The sequence below is a fragment of the Achromobacter spanius genome, from assembly GCF_003994415.1.
In the GTDB taxonomy this organism is placed as follows: Bacteria; Pseudomonadota; Gammaproteobacteria; order Burkholderiales; family Burkholderiaceae_B; genus Achromobacter; species Achromobacter spanius_C.
Genome location: NZ_CP034689.1, coordinates 5,352,518 through 5,371,309 on the forward strand (window position 1 = coordinate 5,352,518; position 18,792 = coordinate 5,371,309).

At 62.9% G+C, this 18,792-nt stretch carries 22 protein-coding genes; 17 read left to right on the forward strand and 5 right to left on the reverse strand.

What is annotated here, in order from left to right; translation table 11 throughout:
* Nucleotides 1–4: 4 nt before the first annotated feature.
* Both ELS24_RS24555 and ELS24_RS24560 read right to left on the reverse strand, forming a co-directional pair.
* The gene (locus ELS24_RS24555; protein WP_127185585.1) at nt 5–826 is read right to left on the reverse strand and encodes an SDR family oxidoreductase; all 822 of its coding nucleotides are present in this window, start codon (nt 824–826) and stop codon (nt 5–7) included.
* A gap of 227 nt (nt 827–1,053) precedes the next feature.
* Complete coding sequence (locus ELS24_RS24560; protein WP_127185586.1) at nt 1,054–1,941, reverse strand: LysR family transcriptional regulator; 888 nt, start codon at nt 1,939–1,941, stop codon at nt 1,054–1,056.
* A 113-nt stretch (nt 1,942–2,054) separates the two neighbouring features.
* Between ELS24_RS24560 and ELS24_RS24565 the strand changes: the two genes are divergently transcribed.
* The 3 genes from ELS24_RS24565 to ELS24_RS24575 all read left to right on the forward strand — a co-directional run bounded on the left by ELS24_RS24565 (nt 2,055) and on the right by ELS24_RS24575 (nt 5,717).
* A complete protein-coding gene (locus tag ELS24_RS24565) occupies nt 2,055–2,987 on the forward strand; it encodes an alpha/beta fold hydrolase (protein ID WP_127185587.1) in 933 nt (310 codons plus the stop codon).
* A 76-nt stretch (nt 2,988–3,063) separates the two neighbouring features.
* Nucleotides 3,064–3,396, forward strand: a complete 333-nt coding sequence (locus ELS24_RS24570; protein WP_006221349.1) for a hypothetical protein — start codon at nt 3,064–3,066, stop codon at nt 3,394–3,396.
* A 332-nt stretch (nt 3,397–3,728) separates the two neighbouring features.
* Nucleotides 3,729–5,717, forward strand: coding sequence for a toxin VasX (locus ELS24_RS24575; RefSeq protein WP_127185588.1), 1,989 nt, complete (start codon nt 3,729–3,731; stop codon nt 5,715–5,717).
* Here ELS24_RS24575 and ELS24_RS24580 read toward each other — a convergent pair.
* A complete protein-coding gene (locus ELS24_RS24580; protein ID WP_050448696.1) occupies nt 5,677–6,960 on the reverse strand; it encodes an IS256 family transposase in 1,284 nt (427 codons plus the stop codon). The genes ELS24_RS24575 and ELS24_RS24580 overlap by 41 nt on opposite strands.
* Between ELS24_RS24580 and ELS24_RS24585 the strand changes: the two genes are divergently transcribed.
* The 7 genes from ELS24_RS24585 to ELS24_RS24610 all read left to right on the forward strand — a co-directional run bounded on the left by ELS24_RS24585 (nt 6,938) and on the right by ELS24_RS24610 (nt 11,843).
* On the forward strand, nt 6,938–7,945 hold the full coding sequence (locus tag ELS24_RS24585; protein WP_127185589.1) for a hypothetical protein: 1,008 nt from the start codon (nt 6,938–6,940) through the stop codon (nt 7,943–7,945). The two genes, ELS24_RS24580 and ELS24_RS24585, sit on opposite strands and share 23 nt — an antisense overlap.
* The gene (locus ELS24_RS24590) at nt 7,942–8,481 is read left to right on the forward strand and encodes a hypothetical protein (protein WP_127185590.1); all 540 of its coding nucleotides are present in this window, start codon (nt 7,942–7,944) and stop codon (nt 8,479–8,481) included. The genes ELS24_RS24585 and ELS24_RS24590 overlap by 4 nt, the downstream gene beginning before the upstream one ends.
* A gap of 92 nt (nt 8,482–8,573) precedes the next feature.
* Nucleotides 8,574–8,924 carry a hypothetical protein gene (locus ELS24_RS24595; protein ID WP_127185591.1) on the forward strand — a complete coding sequence of 117 codons (351 nt, stop codon included), beginning with the start codon at nt 8,574–8,576 and terminating at the stop codon, nt 8,922–8,924.
* A complete protein-coding gene (locus tag ELS24_RS24600) occupies nt 8,902–9,894 on the forward strand; it encodes a hypothetical protein (RefSeq protein WP_127185592.1) in 993 nt (330 codons plus the stop codon). The genes ELS24_RS24595 and ELS24_RS24600 overlap by 23 nt, the downstream gene beginning before the upstream one ends.
* On the forward strand, nt 9,891–10,700 hold the full coding sequence (locus ELS24_RS24605) for a hypothetical protein (protein ID WP_127185593.1): 810 nt from the start codon (nt 9,891–9,893) through the stop codon (nt 10,698–10,700). Before ELS24_RS24600 ends, ELS24_RS24605 begins: the two co-directional genes overlap by 4 nt.
* Nucleotides 10,697–10,873, forward strand: a complete 177-nt coding sequence (locus ELS24_RS31010; protein WP_164741292.1) for a hypothetical protein — start codon at nt 10,697–10,699, stop codon at nt 10,871–10,873. Before ELS24_RS24605 ends, ELS24_RS31010 begins: the two co-directional genes overlap by 4 nt.
* Nucleotides 10,863–11,843: a DUF6708 domain-containing protein gene (locus ELS24_RS24610; RefSeq protein WP_127185594.1), complete on the forward strand. Its 981-nt coding sequence runs from the start codon at nt 10,863–10,865 to the stop codon at nt 11,841–11,843. Before ELS24_RS31010 ends, ELS24_RS24610 begins: the two co-directional genes overlap by 11 nt.
* Before the next feature lie 65 nt (nt 11,844–11,908).
* Here the strand turns inward: ELS24_RS24610 and ELS24_RS24615 are convergent, their stop codons facing one another.
* Both ELS24_RS24615 and ELS24_RS24620 read right to left on the reverse strand, forming a co-directional pair.
* Nucleotides 11,909–12,451, reverse strand: coding sequence for a GNAT family N-acetyltransferase (locus ELS24_RS24615; RefSeq protein ID WP_127185595.1), 543 nt, complete (start codon nt 12,449–12,451; stop codon nt 11,909–11,911).
* Between the two features lie 7 nt (nt 12,452–12,458).
* The gene (locus ELS24_RS24620) at nt 12,459–13,028 is read right to left on the reverse strand and encodes a helix-turn-helix domain-containing protein (RefSeq protein ID WP_127185596.1); all 570 of its coding nucleotides are present in this window, start codon (nt 13,026–13,028) and stop codon (nt 12,459–12,461) included.
* Nucleotides 13,029–13,100: 72 nt separating this feature from the next.
* Here ELS24_RS24620 and ELS24_RS24625 point away from each other — a divergent pair, with 72 nt between their 5' ends.
* The 7 genes from ELS24_RS24625 (at nt 13,101) to ELS24_RS24655 (ending at nt 18,731) form a co-directional block, all read left to right on the forward strand.
* Complete coding sequence (locus tag ELS24_RS24625) at nt 13,101–14,645, forward strand: phospholipase D family protein (protein ID WP_127186452.1); 1,545 nt, start codon at nt 13,101–13,103, stop codon at nt 14,643–14,645.
* Nucleotides 14,646–14,759: 114 nt separating this feature from the next.
* Entirely contained in the window at nt 14,760–15,470 is a 711-nt protein-coding gene (locus ELS24_RS24630; RefSeq protein WP_050450182.1) for a 2OG-Fe(II) oxygenase, read from the forward strand.
* Nucleotides 15,471–15,480: 10 nt separating this feature from the next.
* Nucleotides 15,481–16,134, forward strand: coding sequence for a DNA oxidative demethylase AlkB (gene alkB, locus ELS24_RS24635; protein WP_127185597.1), 654 nt, complete (start codon nt 15,481–15,483; stop codon nt 16,132–16,134).
* Nucleotides 16,135–16,252: 118 nt separating this feature from the next.
* Nucleotides 16,253–16,642, forward strand: coding sequence for a VOC family protein (locus tag ELS24_RS24640; RefSeq protein WP_050450175.1), 390 nt, complete (start codon nt 16,253–16,255; stop codon nt 16,640–16,642).
* 25 nt (nt 16,643–16,667) lie between these two features.
* On the forward strand, nt 16,668–17,477 hold the full coding sequence (locus ELS24_RS24645; RefSeq protein ID WP_127185598.1) for an AraC family transcriptional regulator: 810 nt from the start codon (nt 16,668–16,670) through the stop codon (nt 17,475–17,477).
* A gap of 95 nt (nt 17,478–17,572) precedes the next feature.
* On the forward strand, nt 17,573–17,941 hold the full coding sequence (locus ELS24_RS24650) for a cupin domain-containing protein (RefSeq protein WP_050450173.1): 369 nt from the start codon (nt 17,573–17,575) through the stop codon (nt 17,939–17,941).
* Between the two features lie 43 nt (nt 17,942–17,984).
* On the forward strand, nt 17,985–18,731 hold the full coding sequence (locus tag ELS24_RS24655; RefSeq protein WP_050450172.1) for an SDR family oxidoreductase: 747 nt from the start codon (nt 17,985–17,987) through the stop codon (nt 18,729–18,731).
* Nucleotides 18,732–18,792: the final 61 nt, after the last annotated feature.

The following is an 18,792-nucleotide window of genomic DNA, read 5'->3' on the forward strand; positions in this document are numbered from 1 at the left end:
CGCCTCATGCCGCCAGACGCCGCTCGTCCACGAAGCCGATGGATACCGACATTTCGCGCCAGCGCGCCAGTTCCTGTTGCACCGACTGGATCTTGCCGCGCGCCTGATCAAAGGCGTCACGCCCCAGGAACAGGTGCAGCGGTGCGTACTGGGCCTCCGCCGCCTGAATCAGCGCCTGCGCCGCTTTGCCCGCGTCGCCGCCATCGTGCGCCTGGATAGCGCGCGCGGCGCGTTCGGGCGAGCCCCCGCCATCACGCGGCGACACGGCCCGCATGGCGCCCGGGTACACCAGCGACACCCGCACGCCCCACGGCGCGGCTTGCGCCGCCAACGCCTCGGTCAAGCCGCACACCGCGAACTTGGCGGCGCTGTACGCCCCCCACTCGGCATGCCTGCCATCAAACCCCAGGATGGACGACACATTGAGCACATGCCCGCTGCCCTGCGCCCGCATGTGCGGCAACACCGCGCGGATCATGTTCAGCGTGCCGAAGACGTTGATGTCGAACGCGGCGCGCACGTCGGCGTCGGACAGTTCGGCCAACGAGCCGGGGCACGCCGCCCGCGCGTTGTTCACCAGCACGTCCACGCGGCCAAAGGCGGCCATCGTGGCGTCCACCGCGCGGCGCACATTGCGTTCGTCCGCCACGTCGACCGTCAGCGGCAGAAACTGGCCTTCCAGCTTGGCCCCCACTGCATCCAGCAATGCATCGCCGTCCCGCGACGTTGCCGCCACCTTGTGCCCCAGGTCCAGCAGCATCTGCACCAATGCCAGGCCCAGGCCCGTTGATGCGCCCGTCACCAACCAGATTTTTTCGGAGTTCATGCGATTCCCTTCCCTTGCTTGTCATGCTTGCGCCCCCCGGCAAGATGCCTGGCGGCCGGCTCGGGGCAACGCCTTCCTGGTGGGAAACATCAGCCCAGCCTGAAAGGGATATTAAGAATCGGGCGCAGGCGCGTACAGGCTCGTTCTTGCTGGAAACCTGCCTATTCCTCCGTTGCTGCCACGTCGCGGGGGCAATGCCAAAACCAGCACCGCAACCAGCAACAACCTCAGCGCAAAAAGCGCCGCCGTTGTCCGGTTTGCCTGACCGCCGCCACCAAGCCTTGCACCGCGGATTCGGCTGAACGCAGATAGGCGTAGAAGCGAGCCGCCGGCAGATCCGGCATGCCGTCTTCGTGCAACAACGCCCGCATGCCCTCGCGCAACTGGCTGCGGGCAACCGGCGCCACCGCAAAGCCCGCCTGCGCCGCGGCCAGGCTGCCCGCCATACTGCCGCTTTCGAACGCCGGCAGCCACGCCTTGCCGGCCTGCGCCAAGGCCGTGATGGCCGCTTCGCGGTACACGCACGGCTCCGGAAACACCGCCAGCGGCACAGGCGCATCGGGGTCCCAGGGCTGATCCTCCCCCCAGGCCCATACCAAATCCTCTTCCCACAGCAGTTCGCCCTCGTCGTGCACGCGCGAACATTGCTTGCCGAAAACCACGTCCAGCTTGCCGCGCGCCTGCAGACGCAGCAGGTCGGCGGTGATACCCACCTTCAGTTCGATCGACGCATCCGGATGCGCCCGATGAAAGGCTTGCAGCACCTGCGCCAGCCAGGCGCCCGCGAAGTCTTCGGACGACCCGATCCGCAAGCGGCCTTTCAACCGCGCGCCGCTCAGCCGGGCGCGCGCTTCGCGTTCCAGATCGACGATGTTGCGGGCGTAGGCGTACAGCGTCTGGCCGGCGGGCGTGAGCTCGAAGCTGCGTGTGGTGCGCGCAAGCAGCGTGGCGCCTGCCAACAATTCCAGACGCTTGATGTGGCCGCTGACCGCTGACGGCGTCAGTGCCAGCGCATCGGCGGCCAGCGCAAACCCGCCGCAATCGACCACCTCGATAAAGGTGCGCAACAAGGTCAGGTCCAGCACCGCGCCTGCCGTGTCGTTGGGGGTGTCCATGGCTAATGTCCGTTAATTCATGAGGTATTGATAATAATCTTCTATTCATCACGAATCATGACAAGCGCAGCCAGTATCGTGACGACATCACCGCAACCGAAGGAACCACCACCATGCCCGCCTACGCCCAGGTACAAACGCCCTTGCTGGATATCGCCTATCTGGAATGGAACCCCGCCGGGTCGCGCACCGCCGTGCTGGTGCACGGCTGGCCAGACAGCCCGGAAAGCTGGACCCTGGTTGCGGAACGCTTGGCCGCCCATGGCTACCGCGTAATGTGCCCCGCGCTGCGCGGCTTCGGCCCGACCCGCTTTCGGCACGCCTGCACGCCGCGCAGCGGTGAGCTGGCTGCGTTGGGACGCGATCTGCTGGACTTCATCGACGCGCTGTCCCTGGATCGCCCCACCCTGGTCGGCCACGATTGGGGCGCGCGCGCCGCCGCCAACGCCTGCGGTCTGCGGCCCGACGTGGCGGCGCAACTGATCCTGCTGTCGGTCGGCTACGGCACCAATGACCCCAATCAGGCGCTGCCGCTCGCACAGGCGCGCAATTATTGGTACCACTGGTACATGGCAACCCCCCGAGGCGCAGCCACCGTACGCGACGACCGCCTGGCCTTTGCCCGCATAATGTGGGACACCTGGTCGCCCGCCGGCTGGTATGCCCCCGCCGATTTCGACGAGGCCGCGCGCGCGTTCGACAACCCTGACTGGGCCGACGTCGTGCTGCATTCCTACCGGCACCGCTGGGGGCATGCAGAAGGCGATCCGGTCTACGCGGCCGACACGGCCCAACTCACACCCGCGCCCGTCTTGACGGCGCCAACCCTGGTACTGCACGGGGGCGCCGACGCCTGCAACCACCCCGCCACGTCCGAGGGCAAGGAACGCTTTTTCAGTGGCGCTTACGAACGCCTAGTGCTGGACGGCGTGGGCCATTTCCCGCAGCGGGAGGCCCCGCAGGCCGTGGCCGACGCCATCCTGCGGTTCTGCGCGACACCCGGCAATGACGCCCCGCCGGGCAGCCCGCCACGGAATGGCGGATAATTCGTCTGTTTCCCGCCGCGCAACGCGGCGGATTTTTGTGGGCGCGTGGCGCGCCCAACAGCATTCGGAGTCAACTATGCATCGCGGCATTCAGGCGATTGAACAATTCATGGAATCCATCGGCCTGACCTGGCGCCCCGGCTCGACCGAAAGCGCCGAGCTGCGCGTCAGCTACCGCATCGGCAACACCCGTCCGCTGGGCATTGACCGCACCCTGGTCGAATTCCATTGCGACGCCAAGCGCCCCAAGGTATGGGTGCCCGAGTTCTCGCGCACCAGCTTTCACCAGTGGTTTGAAGTGCCGTTCCAGGAATTCGAGTTCACCCCCGGCGGCTCGATGCTGAAGATCAAAGCCCCCGCGCGCGGTAACGCGCCCCCGTACAGCGTGGGGATCAAGCCGCTGGCTTGATGGATGAAGACCCCTGCCTGCGGTGAGCCGCAAGGCGAGCGGGCCAGATTTGACTCGACCGGGTCAAATCTGGCCCGTTTTTATTGTTGCTTATCAATGACTTATAAAAATCGGGTCAAAACTGGCCCGATTTCTCGTGAAAAACCCCGGTTTTTAGGGGGGCAACGAAGAAATCCGCGCACACATCGGGTTTTGTTTTTCACAAGGCATTGATTCAAAAAGGATAATTTTTAATTCCTTAACCTGGCACCGTTCTTGCATAGGAGGGCATGGCGGCCGTTTCGGCCTGCCATCCGGCTTTTCCAGCCGCGACGACAAGAACGGAGCCCGTCATGCCCCCCCGCGCCTGCCCGAAAGCCCTGCAAGCCCCGCATCCCAGTTCCAAGTTGTTGGGCAAGGCGATATCTCCCCCGGCCTGCGAAGCCGCCATTCCCCTGTACCCCTTGCGCTATGGCATTGCCGATTCGCCTTATCGCAACGATATCCATCAGACGCTGGCGACACCGGGCTATCCCGCCCTGACAGGCGGCAAGGCTTATGGCCTGCGCGTGCTGCGGCCGGGAACCTATGTGTACCTGTGCTACTTCCGGGATGGAAGGATGTGGAATCGCCACTATCAGGTCACCGAAGACATCCGCTTTGCGCCAATCTGGTGGGGCGAGGCGGACTACGCCCATTCGACGCCGGGTTCACAGGTGCAGCCAGACACCACCGGCGCGGCGCCTTGCGTATGGGTGCCGCCCGCCGCGCGTGACAGCCTGGTCTATCTGCTGGTCAGCGACACGATCCTGACGCATGAAGCCCTATGGGACGTGGAGACGAACGCGGATGGGCGGCGCGATGCGCTGGCCACTGTCGTCGCCCCGTTCAACGGCCCCGAGCAGCCCCACGTATTCAAGGCGGTGCTGTTGGCGCTTGCCACGCCGGAACTGATGCGCCCCATACCAGGCGACGTGCCCATGTACCACGCCTGGAGCGAGATCACGCCCGCGGAACACTATCCGGATGTGAACGACATCGTCAGCCGGATGTATGCCGTTCTGCGTTTCCACGGAGATGTCGTGCCGCTGGCGGTCGTGCTGCACGACCCCGTAGGCATCGCCAGCGAGCTCAACTACCTGTGCGCCGCCCAGGTCAAAAAGCGCGACGACTATCAGGCGCAAAGCAAGCACCGGCTGCACAGCGCCGGCTTGATCGACGCCTACTTCAAACAAGCCGAAGCCGCAAGCAACACCCCGCCCGCCTTGACCGCGCTCGCCCGGCAACGGGCGCTGGTGAACCTGGCCGGCGCGCGGGATTTTCCTTCCACGTATCAAGACCGCGTCACCGCGTTTCAGGCCGACATCACCCGCGCCTGCGCGGACGTGGTCGCCTGGCTGAAATTTGTGCAAAAGGCGGGGTTACTGGAGCAAGCGTTCGGCCTCTTCGACCTGCGCTGCCCGCACAACGCCAGCAACTTTGAAGCGGTTGTCCTGCATTGCTTTGGCGCCACGGTCCATTCAGACGACGGGCTGGCGGAACTTGCCAGGCACATCGAAGCCGCGCCCCGCATCAGCCCCCTGTGGCTCGCGCTGGGCGTGGGCGACGAGCCGTTGATGGCGCGGCTGGCCGAGCCAATGACCATCGGCAAGGGCGTGTACGACGCGGTGGACCGCGTGCTGGAAGAACGGCCCGGCACGCCGATTACCGATCTGCTGACACGGCTGCTGTGGCCCTACCTTGGAAGCGCTTCCGTGCAGGCCGCGGATATTCAGGTCAGGCGATTGCGGCATATCGGCGAAATGCGCTTTGGCATAACGGTCGGACGCCGACTGGTGACCCCGCAACAGTATTTGGCGTATAGCGGGGAATTGCAGGGGTATGTGGCGATGGGGCGCGAGGTGCAAGTGCGATGGCCTGGCGCGTTTTTGCCGGCGGCAGGCACGGGCACGGGCACGGGCACGCGCGTGCAGGCGGCGAGCGTCGAAATTTGGGAATGGGAGACGGTGGGGACGACGACGGTTATTGATAAGACGAAGAAGGCGATGGATCCGGAGGGAAATCCGCTGATCAGGAATTTGAATCGCTTGCGTGCGACGGCTGGGGCGGTGGCGACGGGTGTGGGGGGTGGGCTGGCGATTTGGGGGATGAGGAATGCGGTTGGTGGGCTTAACCGCGATGTCTACAGCTCATCAAACTGGAGCATTTTTCTTGGAGCGGGTTCGGCGTTAGTCGGTGCGTCCATTGAAAGGGGACTGTCAGAAATTTTGTGTTCTAGGCGTTGTTCTGACGTTGCATCATTTACTCGCTGGCCCACTGGGCGTTGGTACGGATGCGGGTAAATCGCTCCTCGTAGAGGATGGCGAACTGGTGCATCGCGTCGGTCCAATGGTGTGTGGCCGTGCCCCATTTGACGGTAATGTTTCGCAGCGCCAACCAGAGCAGCTTAATCGCCGCGTCGTCGGTAGGGAAGTGGCCGCGCGTTTTGATGATCTTGCGTAGCTGCGCATTCACGCTCTCTATCGCGTTCGTCGTGTAGATCACACGTCGGATCGCGGGTGGAAACACGAAGAAGGGGATGACCTGTTCCCAGGCGTCTTTCCAGGCTTTGACGATCATTGGGTACTTCAAGCCCCAAGCGCCTTTGGCAAACTCATCAAGGGCCTGTTGCGCGGCCTGGGCGTTAACGGCAGCGTAGATCGGGCGCAGCGCCGTGGCGATCGCGCGGCGATCCTTCCAGCCGGCGTAGGCCAGGCTATTGCGGATCAGATGCACGATGCACGTTTGTAGCGTGGTGGCTGGGAACACGACCTCTAGCGCCTGGGGCATCCCTTTCAGACCATCGGTCACTGCGATCAGGATGTCCTGCACCCCTCGGGTCTTGAGGTCGTTGAACACCCGCATCCAGAACTTCGCGCCCTCGGTGGTCTCGACCCACAGGCCCAGAATCTCACGCGTGCCATCGGGCAGCACACCCAAGGCCAGATAAACCGCCTTGTTCTGCACCAAGCCTTCGTCGCGGATCTTGACCCGCAACGCGTCGAAGAACACCACGGGGAACATGGGTTCCAGAGGGCGGTTCTGCCACGCCTGCACTTCATCCATGACCTCATCGGTCACCGAGCTGATGAACTCCGGCGACACGTCAGTGCCATATTGCTCGTCCAGGAACGCTCGGATCTCGCGCACGCTCATGCCACGGGCGTACATCGCGATGATCTTGTCATCAAAACCGGTAAACCGACGTGCGTGCTTGGGAATCAGGATTGGGGCAAAACTGCCATCCCGATCCCGCGGGATATCCAGCTTGAGCGGGCCGTCGTCGGTCAGCACGGTCTTGCTGCTCTTGCCGTTGCGCTGGTTGGTGGTGTCTTCCGGGCGCTCGCCGCCTGCGGGATAGCCCAGGTGTCGGCCCAGTTCAGCGCCCAGAGCACGCTCGATCAGCGCCTTCTTCAGCAACATGAACGTGTCCTGGACCGCCTCGGCTGTCATCGGCCCCGTTACAAGTTCATCGAGCAACTGCTCGGCACTGGCCGGTAGCGCAGACGTGCTGGACTGCCTCGTGGACTTCGGGTTGCGTGCCATGGTCGGTCTCCTTGAAAACCATCATAGGCCTGCACACAAAAATCCTGACAGTCCCATTGAAAGCGCCGCCCTCGCTATATCTGCCCACTCTAAACGCAAAGGAAACAGCGCCTTGGCCCACGCTGCGAGGACCTACGGATTGAAATGGGGTACCACGGTAGCTGGCTCAATCGCCGCTGGCCTACTGGCCATTGCCGATCTTATAAAAGCAGCCAACTCCTACAAAACCGCAAATGCTGAACAAGCACGCATGCATTTGTATTCCGCAATGTCTGGCGGCGTACTTGCTATTGCGACAGTTGGAGGTGGTTCGGCAGCCCTCGCCACATTAGCTGGCGGAGGTTCGGCCGTAGCCGCCCTCGGACTCACCCCCGCTGGCTGGGCAGTCATTGCCCTTCTAGCAATAGGCGCCGTCGTCTACTTCACCCTTCAAGCCGATCAAGCCCAACACAACCCCCTGGAAATCTGGCTCAAGCACTCCGCCTGGGGCGTAGCCACGCCGCGCTTCACGCTGGCGCAAGAACTGCATGCCTGGCACAGCTTGCACTTCAGCCCCCGCATCACCCCGCAATGGCAGTCCCTGCGCGGTGTTGCAGGCACCCTGCGTATCAGTTGCACGCTGCCCGAGACGTCCGGGCAAGACGACTTTCAAGCCAAACTCAAAGTCACCCTATACGGGATGCCTCTGGAAGCCGTGGACACCTCCACCGCTTTCTGCACGCCCGGCGTTTGCGTGGATCTCAGCAGGCAATACGTTATCGGCCCGTTGAACAATGGCCCAGGCGCGGAGCGCGGATGGCGGATCAGCATGCACGAGGATGCCAAGGTCGAGTTGACGTACCTGTACCGACCCGATACCCAGAACTTGCCCTCAATCGGCCTGGAACAACCAGGTGCGCCCGAACCGCTGGTGTTCACTTCATCGGGTTTCTTCTCTGACTCCATCGACCCCGCCAAGCTGGCTCCCGTCAAGGCGCCGACATGAGCCAGAGCAACGACACCGTCAAGCGGCTTCCTCGCAGCCTTCTATTTGGGGCCAAGCGATTCACACGCGGCCCGCTTACGCGCGAGAACCTTCCCACCGAAGCAGTGGAAGTACAGGCAGCACTCGGCGTTCGTCGACTAAATGAACAGTGCATAGAGCTGGAACCATATGGAAATCAAGTGCGCAGCGGATATGCGATGGCCATTGGGTTTCTATTCGTATTCGGCACGGGCATTTCAGTGTTCATGTGGTCCTTCATCCCCGCTCCCATCACGGCCGAAATATGGCTCATGTTGTTCCTGGGGCCGTTGCTTTCGGCGGCTTCTGGCGTGGCCTGGTATCTCTTCACCCGCCTCTATTTAGGCAAGTTTCGTGGCGGCTTCATTCGCATTCATCGGGGCACCGGGAAGCTCTATTTCGTTACTCCAAGAGACGAGCACCTTCTGACGCTGGATTGGACTCAACTCACCGCCCTAGCCGGGTACATTCCCGTCCTCGGCGCGGGGGCTACACCAGTTTTTATCCCCTATATCTGACCGCTATCGATTGGGAATCGAGTCCACCGAGGGAGATCTGCATCGCCTGCGGCAACCTGGGCTGGCGTGATGATGGACGTTCCGCCAAGCAATTGTGGGATTACCTGCGGGTCTTCATGGAGGACGGCCCGAAGTTCTTATCCAGTCCGCCGCCGATTCCCCCCCGTCTCTCACGCAAAAAGACCTTCTTTCGCTTCTACCAAGATTGGGCTGAAAAATTCCGCCGCGACCTCTCCACGCCAAAAGGCAAGCGATGGGCGCCGCTGTGGATTCCCGCGAAAATCATCTGGTTGATCTGCATCGTGTTCCCCGACAGCCTCGCAGAGTTCATTGAATACAACGTGCCCTACACGTCCTTCCCGAAAGAGATCGATGCGCTCTGCGGCTTCCAAGAAAAGCGTGTTCCCATCATGCGGCTGAATGGTGAACGCATTGACTCGTGATCAACCTCGAACAGTAGAACGCCTTTCTCCAGCTCTACTAGTCGGTGCAAAAAACCTGGTTCGTGGCCGAGCAGCAAAAAGCGGAATTCCGGGCGACCCGACGCTAATCAGCGGTCAGCTCGGGGTGCGCAGGATGAATGAACACTGCGTGGAACTGGAGCCATTTGGAAATACAGTTCGCAATGTTTATGCCAGCGGCATAGGCATAACCATCGTGATGATGTGCGGCATTTCCATTGTTGGCCTCAGCATTGTTTCTGAGCCGATATCCTGGCGAGTCGCCATCATGCCTATTGGCCTGTCATTGGTTGCCGTCGTCCTTTCAACGCTGCTGTACCTCTGTACACGCCACCTCTCCGGAAAATTCCGCGGCGGTTTCATCCGCATCCATCGCGGCACCCGAAAGCTCTATTTCGTCACCCCTCGAGACCAACGCCTGCTGACGCTCGAATGGGACCAAATTCAAGCCTTGGCTGGCTATATTCCCATCATCAGTGCGGGCGGCTACACCAGTCGGTATCCGCTATACCTGATCGCAATCGATTGGCGCCAGGCGCCCCCCCAGGAAATGTGCGTCGCCTGCGGGAATCTGGGTTGGCGAGACGATGGCGATTCCGCCAGGCAGCTATGGGACTACCTGCAGATCTTCATGGAGCATGGGCCTGCGTCTCTGACGGTTCCAACATCAATCCCTCCCCGTCTGCCACGCAAGCACACCTTCCTACGCTGTTACCGCGACTGGATGGCCTCGCTTCGCCGCGATCTTGCCACGCCGCGAGGCAGGCGATGGGCATTATTGCTGGTCCCGGCCAAGATCCTTTGGCTGATCTGTATGGTGTTTCCCGACAGCTTGGCCGAATTCATTGAGTACAACGTTCCCTACACCTCGTTCCCGAAGGAGATCGACGAACTCTGCGGCCTCTTGGAAAAGGGCGCTCCCGCAGAAAGCCATGTCAAGGCACCGAAATGAGCAGGCACAACGACATCGTCAAGCGGCTTCCTCGTAGCCTTCTATTTGGGGCCAAGCGATTCACACGCGGCCCGCTTACGCGCGAAAACCTTCCCACCGAAGCAGTGGAAGTACAGGCAGCACTCGGCGTTCGTCGACTAAATGAACAGTGTATTGAGCTGGAACCGTATGGAAATCAAGTGCGCAGCGGATATGCGATGGCCATTGGGTTTCTATTCGTATTCGGCACGGGCATTTCAGTGTTCATGTGGCCCTTCATCCCCGCTCCCATCACGGCCGAAATATGGCTCATGTTGTTCCTGGGGCCGTTGCTTGCGGCGGCTTCTGGCGTGGCCTGGTATCTCTTCACCCGCCTCTATTTGGGCAAGTTTCGTGGCGGCTTCATTCGCATTCATCGGGGCACCGGGAAGCTCTATTTCGTTACTCCACGAGACGAGCACCTTCTGACGCTGGATTGGACTCAACTCACAGCCCTAGCCGGGTACATTCCCGTCATCGGCGCGGGGGGCTACACCAGTTTTTATCCCCTATATCTGACCGCTATCGATTGGGAATCGAGTCCACCGAGGGAGATCTGCATCGCCTGCGGCAACCTGGGCTGGCGTGATGATGGACGTTCCGCCAAGCAACTGTGGGATTACCTGCGGGTCTTCATGGAGGACGGCCCGAAGTTCTTATCCAGTCCGCCGCCGATTCCCCCCGTCTCTCACGCAAAAAGACCTTCTTTCGCTTCTACCAAGATTGGGCTGAAAAATTCCGCCGCGACCTCTCCACGCCAAAAGGCAAGCGATGGGCGGCATTGTTGATTCCCGCGAAAATCATCTGGTTGATCTGCATCGTGTTCCCCGACAGCCTCGCAGAGTTCATTGAATACAACGTGCCCTACACGTCCTTCCCCAAAGAGATCGACGAACTCTGCGGCTTCAAGGACCAGCGCGCTCCGATCATGCGGCTGAATGGTGAACGCATTGACTCGTGATCACACCGACATCGTCCAGCGACTTCCTCGATCGCTTTTGATCGGTGCAAAACGACTTCCTCAAGGCCCAATTCGCCGGCCAAAGAGCATCGACGTCGAAGGCGAAGGCATGTTCGCAATACGGCGAATTAGCGAAAAAGCCATTGAATTGGAACCTTTCGGCAATCTGATGCGCAACGTGTTTGCCAGTGGCATCGGGGTGAGCTTGGTAATGGGCACAGGAATTTCGATACTCTTCTCGATCTTCGCCCCCGCTCCACTCCCCCCCTTGATGTTGCTATTGATGTTTCTGAATCCATGGATGGGCGCAGCGTTCGTTTGCATTCCTTACTTCCTCACCCGCCACTATTCAGGAAAATTCCGTGGCGGCTTCATCCGCATTCATCGCGGCACGCGCAGGCTCTACGTGGTCACTCCTCGCGACCAGCAATTGCGGATACTTGAATGGGACCAAATTCAAGCCCTGGCCGGCTACGTACCCATGGTCGGCGCAGCCGGGTATAGCAGCCAATATCCCCTTTATCTGATCGCCGTTGACTGGAATCAAACGCCTCCCGCGGAAGTCTGCGTGTCCTGCGGCAACCTCGGCTGGCGCGACGGGGGAAGCTCCGCCAAGGAGCTATGGGACTACCTTCAGATATTCATGGAACACGGCCCAGCCACATTGCCGCAACCGCCCCCCATCCCTCCCCGCCTATCACGCAAAGAAACCTTCCTGCGTTTCTACCGCGACTGGGCGGACAAATACCGCCGTGACCTCGCCACTCCAAAAGGAAAGCGATGGGCGGTCCTGGTGATCCCCGCCAAGATCCTGGCACTGATCTGCATCGTGTTCCCCGACAGCCTTGCAGAGTTCATCGAATACAACGTGCCCTACACGTCCTTCCCCAAAGAGATCGACGCGCTCTGCGGCTTCAAGGAAAAGCGCGTTCCCATCATGCGGCTGAATGGTGAACGCATAGACTCGTGATCAAACTCGAACGGTAGAACGCCTTTCTACAACGCTCTGCGGCTTCGTGGATCCGCCTGTTCCCATTACACCCGCTTGTACATGATCGTCGTCGCATCCACCTTGCCCGGGTCATGCGGGTCGCGGCTGAATCCGGGGATTTGTCCTATCGCGATATAACCGGCCGACGTATACAGGGGTTCGGCGCTATCGCCCGTGCGGGTGTCCAGGGTGATGAGGCTGCGGCCCAGCTTCACGGCGTGCGCTTCGGCTTCGTTAAGCAGGCGGCGGGCGATGCCTCGGCGGCGGAAGTCCGGGTGGACCAGCAGCTTGCGGATCTCGGCCCGATGCGCTTGATTGGGCGGCGTGTCGCAGTCCAGTTGCACGGCGCCGGCCAGCCGGCCGCCCTGGCGCGCGATCCACAACGACAGACCGCCTTGCGCCACCGCAGGCAGCACTTTGACTCGCCAGAAGGCATTGGCGTCGTCCATCGAAAACGGCAGGACGAAGCTGACGCTGGCCCCATTCTGCACGCAGGCGTGCAGCAGACCGCTCAGTTGGGCCAGGCAGGCTTCTGCGGCGTCGGCCGTCAGCAGGGTCAGTTCAACGCGGTTGTTGTCGTGGGGCATGTTGGGCTCAGACGATGAATAGCAGATAACGGGCGCCGCGTTGCGGCGGGGTCACGAACAGGCTGGCGCCGAACAGTTGGTAACGCAGACAATCGCCCGGCGCCAAGGTGTACGACTGCCCATCAACGGTGAGGCTCAATTCGCCTTCCAGCATCAGCAGGTGATGTTCCAGTCCGGCCCGTGGCGATTGGTCGTAAGCAATGCGCGAGCCAGGCGCCAGTTCGCATGCCAGGACTTCGCCGGCCAGTTGCTGCGCGGGTGGGGACACCGAACGGCGGCGAAAACCCGCGCTGTCGTCGACCCAGACGGCTTGGGCGTGTTCGGGCACGAGCGGCGCGAAGTCGTCTTCCACCATCATCATCAGGCGCGACATGGTCAGGCCGTGCGCGGCGCATAGCTTGCCGAGCACCGCTGCGGTGGGGCTGACATCGGCGTTTTCCAGGCGCGACAAGGTGGCGCGACTCACGCCCGCCAAGCCGGCAAGCTGGTCCAAAGACCAACCGCGCTCTTGCCGCAGCGCCTTCAGCCGCTGGGCGATGCGGCGATCCAGATCAGTATCGATGGTCGTGTTTTCCATATATGGGAATTTATCTCACATAAGAAAACGCAGCAAGATCGGATCTTGAATAAAACTTCGGCACAATACGGCATGCCTTTGGCCAGAGTCCTACTCATGTCTCTCCTTTGCCTATCGCTTTTGGGCGGCTGCGCCCTGCCGCCGCTGGACAAGCGCAGCGAATCGCAGGCCTTGACGCCTGACGAGTCGCTCGCCACGCCGTTGGGGCGCGGCATTGCGCCGCGAGCGGCAGCCCACCCCGGTAAATCCGGCATCCATCCCTTGAGCGACGCCCACGACGCCTTTGCCGCCCGCATGATGCTGGCGCGCGCGGCCGAGCGCAGCCTGGATGTGCAGTACTACATCTGGCACAACGACATGACGGGCACCCTGCTGCTGGAAACACTGCACGAGGCAGCCGACCGGGGCGTGCGCGTGCGCCTGCTGCTGGACGACAACGGCACGGCCGGCCTGGACAAGGTGCTGGCGGCGCTGGATACGCACCCCAATATTGAAGTGCGGCTGTACAACCCTTTTGCGCTGCGCTGGCCGAAGCCCTTGGGCTACCTCACGGATTTCAGCCGCTTGAACCGGCGCATGCACAACAAGTCGTTCACCGCCGACAACCAGGCCACCATCATTGGCGGCCGCAATATCGGCGACGAATACTTTGGCGCGGGCAGCGGCGTGTTGTTCACCGACCTGGACGTGTTGGCGATTGGCGCGGTGGTGAATGATGTGTCGACGGACTTCGACCGCTATTGGGCCAGCGATTCCGCCTACCCCGTGGACCGCTTGCTGAAACCGGCCCTGCCTGGCGAACTGGACGCGCTGGAGGAACAGGCCGCCAAGGTCGAACGGTCGCCCGAGGCCGCCACGTATGCCCAGGCCCTGAAGCAGTTGCCCTTCATCCGGCAACTGTTGCAAGGCGAGCTGGAGCTGGAATGGGCCGACACCCGCATGGTCAGCGACGATCCGCGCAAGACGCTGGGCACCGCGCCGCGCGAGGCCACGCTGCCGCACCAGCTCTACGACATCATCGGCACGCCCACCCAAGACATGGAACTGGTGTCGCCCTATTTTGTGCCAACGGCCGAGGGCACCCAGTCCTTCGCGAAGCTGGCCCGAAACGGGGTGAAGGTGCGGGTGCTGACCAATGCGCTGGAGGCGACCGACGTGGCGGTGGTGCATTCCGGCTACGCCAAGCGCCGCAAGGACCTGCTGGTCAGCGGCGTCGAGCTCTATGAAATGAAGCGCAAAGCGGGCGGAGCCGCGCGCAACAAAAGCATGGGGCCGTTTGGCAGTTCGGGCTCCAGCCTGCACGCCAAGACCTTTGCGGTGGACGGGCAACGCATCTTTGTCGGCTCGTTCAACTTTGATCCGCGATCGGCCAGGCTGAACACCGAACTGGGCTTTGTGATCGACAGCCCGACGCTGGCGGGCCGTATTGCCGACGCCTTTGAAGACGAGGTTCCCAAGGTGGCATACCGTGTATGCCTGGACGACCAGGGCGGCTTGTACTGGCTGGAACAGCGCGACGGCAAGACGCTGCGGCATGATACCGAGCCGGGCACGTCGGTGTGGAAGCGGTTCTCGGTGTGGTTCGTGTCGCTGTTGCCGCTGGAATCCATGCTGTGACGCCGCCGCAACAAGCGGAGTTCACCGGCAAGGCGTCGGACGTAGACTGGTTGTTTTGAACCCCGTTTTGCTGCTCCTGCATTGCTGCCCCTGCGTTTCTGCCCCCTGCCCGCCATGACCGCCCCGCCCCACCCTGCTTTGCCCGACCTGGACTGGACCGCCATCACGCAGTCCCTGGACGCGCACGGCCATGCGATTCTGCCCGCCCTGTTGACTCCTGCCCAATGTGCCGAGCTGGCTGATGCCTATTGCGCCACGGACCGCTACCGCAGCCGTATCGTGATGGCGCGACATGGCTTTGGGCGCGGCGAATATCAGTACTTTGCCTACCCGCTGCCGCCCTTGCTGCAGGCGCTGCGCACGGCGCTGTACCCTCGCCTGGCGCCGGTTGCCAACCGCTGGAACCGGCAGATGGGCTTTGCCGTGCAATACCCCGACGATCACGCCGCCTTCCTGCAACGCTGCCACGACGCGGGGCAACGGCGGCCCACACCCTTGATCCTGCAATACGGCCCCGGCGACTACAACTGCCTGCATCAGGACCTGTACGGCGAACATGTGTTTCCCCTGCAAGTGGCGGTGCTGTTGTCGCGCCCGGGCGTGGATTTCACGGGCGGTGAATTCGTCATGCTGGAAACGAGCAGCCGCGAGCAGCGCGCCGATGTGCTGCCGCTGCAACAAGGCGACGCGCTGATCTTCACCGTGAACCAGCGGCCCGTGCCGGGTACGCGCAGTTGGCGCAAGGTGGCGATGCGGCACGGGGTGAGCGCCCTGCGCAGCGGCCGGCGCCATACGCTGGGCCTGATCTTCCACGACGCGCAGTAGCCGAAAATCCATGACGCTGAACCTGTTCAATGATGAAGACACCGCCCAGCATGGCCGCGAGCAGATCGGCCCCCAGTCTTACGTGCTGCGCGGATTTGCACTGCCCTATGCCGATGCGTTGCTGCAAGGGGTGGACGCGGTGGCCGCGCAGTCGCCGTTTCGGCACATGCACACGCCGGGCGGCTACACCATGTCGGTGGCGCTGACCAATTGCGGGCCGCTGGGCTGGGCGTCGGACGCGCAGGGCTACCGGTATACACGCATCGATCCGTTGTCCGGCCAACCCTGGCCCGATCTGCCCGACGCCTTTCTGCAACTGGCCCAGGCCGCCGCCGCCGAGGCGGGTTTTCCCGGTTTCACGCCCGATGCCTGCCTGGTGAACCGCTACGAACCCGGCTCGCGCCTGTCACTGCACCAGGACAAGAACGAACGCGATTACGACGCCCCTATCGTGTCGGTGTCGCTGGGCATGCCCGCCCTGTTCCTGTTCGGCGGCCACGCGCGCCCGGACCCGGCGGCGCGGGTGCCCTTGTTTCATGGCGACGTTGTCGTCTGGGGCGGGGTGGACCGGCTGCGCTATCACGGCGTGATGCCGATGAAGGACGCGCCCCACTCGCGGCAGGGCAGCCAGCGGATCAATTTCACCCTGCGCAAGGCGGGCTGAGCCGGGCGACCCACCCGACGCGCGCACGCCTCACAACCACTGCACAGGGCCAATTGAGGGAAAAGCGCCCCGGTCGGGTTAGCATAGCCGCACGCTTAACCTCAAAGAGAGTCCTGACATGCATTCGCTGGGCCGTCTCGTCCTTCTTGTGAACGACTACGACACCGCCATTTCCTTCTATCAAGACAAGCTGGGCATGGAGGTGTTCGCAGATATGCCCGTGGGCCAGCAGCGCTACGTGCACCTGCGCCTGCCGTCCCAGCCCGCCGTGGGCGTCTGGCTGCTGCAAGCCATGACCCAGGCGCAGCGCGACCGCGTCGGCGACCAGACCGGCGGCCAGCCGGTGGGGGTGTTCTACACCGACGACGTCATGCGCGACCACAGCAGCTTCACCGCGCGCGGGGTGCGCTTCACCAAGGAGCCCGTCCATGACGACACCACCATTTATGCCCACTTCATTGACCTGTACGGCAATGAATTCATACTGGTGCAAATGAAGCGCCCCTAGCGCTCCTGGCACCCGCAAGACCGCCATGACCCTGGCCAAGTCGAAACAGGACTGGATTCTCCGCGCGGCCACCTCCGGCCACGTGGAGCGCATCGAAGCCTATTTCGGCGGTCATGGCTACGACATGCACCGCCATGACACCTACGCCATCGGGCGCACCTTGTCGGGCGTGCAGAGCTTTCATTACCGCCGGGACTTCCGCCACAGCCTGCCCGGCGGCACTATCGTGCTGCACCCCGACGAGCCGCACGACGGCCAGGCCGGCACCGAGGCCGGCTTCCACTACCGCATGATCTACGTCGAACCCGCGCTGATCCAGCAGATTCTGGGGGGCCGGCCGCTGCCGTTCATTGCGGGCGGCCTCTCTGGCGACGCCCGGCTGCACGCCGCCAGCGGCGCCTTGTTGCAGAACACGCAGGACGCGCTGGACCCGCTACTGGAAGACGACGCGCTGTACGACCTGGCCCATGCGCTTTGCGCCGCGGCGGGCCGGCCCCACCGCGGGCGCACCGCCGACTACGTGGCCGCCGAACGCGCCCGGCATTACATCCATGCCTCGCTGGACACAACGATCACCTTGGACGCGTTGGCGGCGGCGGCCGGGACAGACCGTTGGAGCCTGTCGCGCGATTTCCGCGCGCTCTACGGCACCAGCCCCTATCGCTATGTGATGTTGCGCCGGCTGGACCTGGCACGCCGGCTTATCGCCACCGGCATGGCCTTGGCCGACGCCGCGGCCCATGCCGGCTTCACCGACCAAAGCCACCTGACCCGCCGCCATGTCCAGACCTACGGCATGCCGCCCGACCGGTGGCGGCGCATGCTGCACGCCTAGCCCGCACCCGCCCACCAAAACCTGCAAGAACGTACAAGACGCAGAGCCCCGGTGCGCCCTACGCTGTACGCCTGTCTTCTTGTCCAGGTTCCCCCATGCCCCCCATTTCCGCCATCAATATCGCCAGCAAGCTTGCGCTGTTTTCCGAACACTGGCGCCCCAAGGTCATCGCGCAGATGAACGACTACCAATTCAAGGTGGTCAAGGTGCAAGGCGACTTCGTCTGGCACAGCCACGCCGACACCGACGAAACCTTCATCGTGATCAGCGGCCGATTGCGCATCGACCTGCGCGACGGCCACATCGACCTGGGGCCTGGCGAAATGGCCGTCATTCCCAAGGGCGTGGAGCACAAGCCCTGTGCCGTCGAAGAAGCGCATCTGATGCTGGTTGAACCCTGCGGCGTGCCCAATACGGGCGACCAGGGCGGCGAGCGCCAAGCGCCAAACGATGTCTGGATCTGACCGCCTTGATTCTGCTACCGTAAATTCCCCCCAGGAGGACACCATGCCCAAAGTCATGCTCGTAACCGGAGGCAGCCGTGGCATCGGCGCCGCCGTCGCCAAGCTGGCCGCGCGCCGCGGCTACGCCGTTGGCATCAACTACCGCACCCACTCTGATGCCGCCGACGCCGTGGTCGCCGAGATCCAGCAGGCGGGCGGCGCCGCGCTGGCCATTCAGGCCGACGTGTCGCAAGAAGAGGACGTGCTGCGCATGTTCCGCACGCTGGACGAGCGCCTGGGCCGCATCGATGCCCTGGTGAACAATGCCGGCATCCTGGAAACGCAGATGCGCCTGGACCAGATGGAAGCCGACCGCCTGATGCGCGTGCTGTCCACCAACGTGATCGGCGCGTTCCTGTGCGCCCGCGAGGCCGTGCGCCGGATGTCGCCGCGCCATGGCGGCCAGGGCGGCGCCATCGTCAACGTGTCGTCGGCGGCGGCGCGCCTGGGCTCACCCAATGAATACGTGGACTATGCAGCGTCCAAGGGGGCGCTGGACACGATGACCATCGGCCTGTCCAAAGAGGTGGCGCCCGAAGGCATCCGCGTGAACGGCGTGCGCCCGGGCACCATCTACACCGACATGCACGCAAGCGGCGGCGAGCCGGGCCGGGTCGACCGCCTGAAAAGCGTGATCCCGCTGCGGCGCGGCGGCTCGGTGGAAGAAGTGGCGGGCGCCGTCATGTGGCTGTTTTCTGAAGAAGCCGGCTATACCAGCGGCTCGTTCATCGACGTGTCCGGTGGCAGTTGAACGGATCGCTGGAGGAGTAACAGGAGGGGCTGCCGAAGGGGTGGCACAGGGGGCAGCCAGC

Coding starts and splice junctions, on each gene's coding strand:
- ELS24_RS24555 (WP_127185585.1), bottom strand. CDS start 826: ATGAACTCCGAAAAAATCTGGTTGGTGACGGGCGCATCAACGGGCCTG.
- ELS24_RS24560 (WP_127185586.1), bottom strand. CDS start 1,941: ATGGACACCCCCAACGACACGGCAGGCGCGGTGCTGGACCTGACCTTG.
- ELS24_RS24565 (WP_127185587.1), top strand. CDS start 2,055: ATGCCCGCCTACGCCCAGGTACAAACGCCCTTGCTGGATATCGCCTAT.
- ELS24_RS24570 (WP_006221349.1), top strand. CDS start 3,064: ATGCATCGCGGCATTCAGGCGATTGAACAATTCATGGAATCCATCGGC.
- ELS24_RS24575 (WP_127185588.1), top strand. CDS start 3,729: ATGCCCCCCCGCGCCTGCCCGAAAGCCCTGCAAGCCCCGCATCCCAGT.
- ELS24_RS24580 (WP_050448696.1), bottom strand. CDS start 6,960: ATGGCACGCAACCCGAAGTCCACGAGGCAGTCCAGCACGTCTGCGCTA.
- ELS24_RS24590 (WP_127185590.1), top strand. CDS start 7,942: ATGAGCCAGAGCAACGACACCGTCAAGCGGCTTCCTCGCAGCCTTCTA.
- ELS24_RS24600 (WP_127185592.1), top strand. CDS start 8,902: ATGGTGAACGCATTGACTCGTGATCAACCTCGAACAGTAGAACGCCTT.
- ELS24_RS24605 (WP_127185593.1), top strand. CDS start 9,891: ATGAGCAGGCACAACGACATCGTCAAGCGGCTTCCTCGTAGCCTTCTA.
- ELS24_RS24615 (WP_127185595.1), bottom strand. CDS start 12,451: ATGCCCCACGACAACAACCGCGTTGAACTGACCCTGCTGACGGCCGAC.
- ELS24_RS24620 (WP_127185596.1), bottom strand. CDS start 13,028: ATGGAAAACACGACCATCGATACTGATCTGGATCGCCGCATCGCCCAG.
- ELS24_RS24625 (WP_127186452.1), top strand. CDS start 13,101: ATGCCTTTGGCCAGAGTCCTACTCATGTCTCTCCTTTGCCTATCGCTT.
- ELS24_RS24630 (WP_050450182.1), top strand. CDS start 14,760: ATGACCGCCCCGCCCCACCCTGCTTTGCCCGACCTGGACTGGACCGCC.
- alkB (WP_127185597.1), top strand. CDS start 15,481: ATGACGCTGAACCTGTTCAATGATGAAGACACCGCCCAGCATGGCCGC.
- ELS24_RS24640 (WP_050450175.1), top strand. CDS start 16,253: ATGCATTCGCTGGGCCGTCTCGTCCTTCTTGTGAACGACTACGACACC.
- ELS24_RS24645 (WP_127185598.1), top strand. CDS start 16,668: ATGACCCTGGCCAAGTCGAAACAGGACTGGATTCTCCGCGCGGCCACC.
- ELS24_RS24650 (WP_050450173.1), top strand. CDS start 17,573: ATGCCCCCCATTTCCGCCATCAATATCGCCAGCAAGCTTGCGCTGTTT.
- ELS24_RS24655 (WP_050450172.1), top strand. CDS start 17,985: ATGCCCAAAGTCATGCTCGTAACCGGAGGCAGCCGTGGCATCGGCGCC.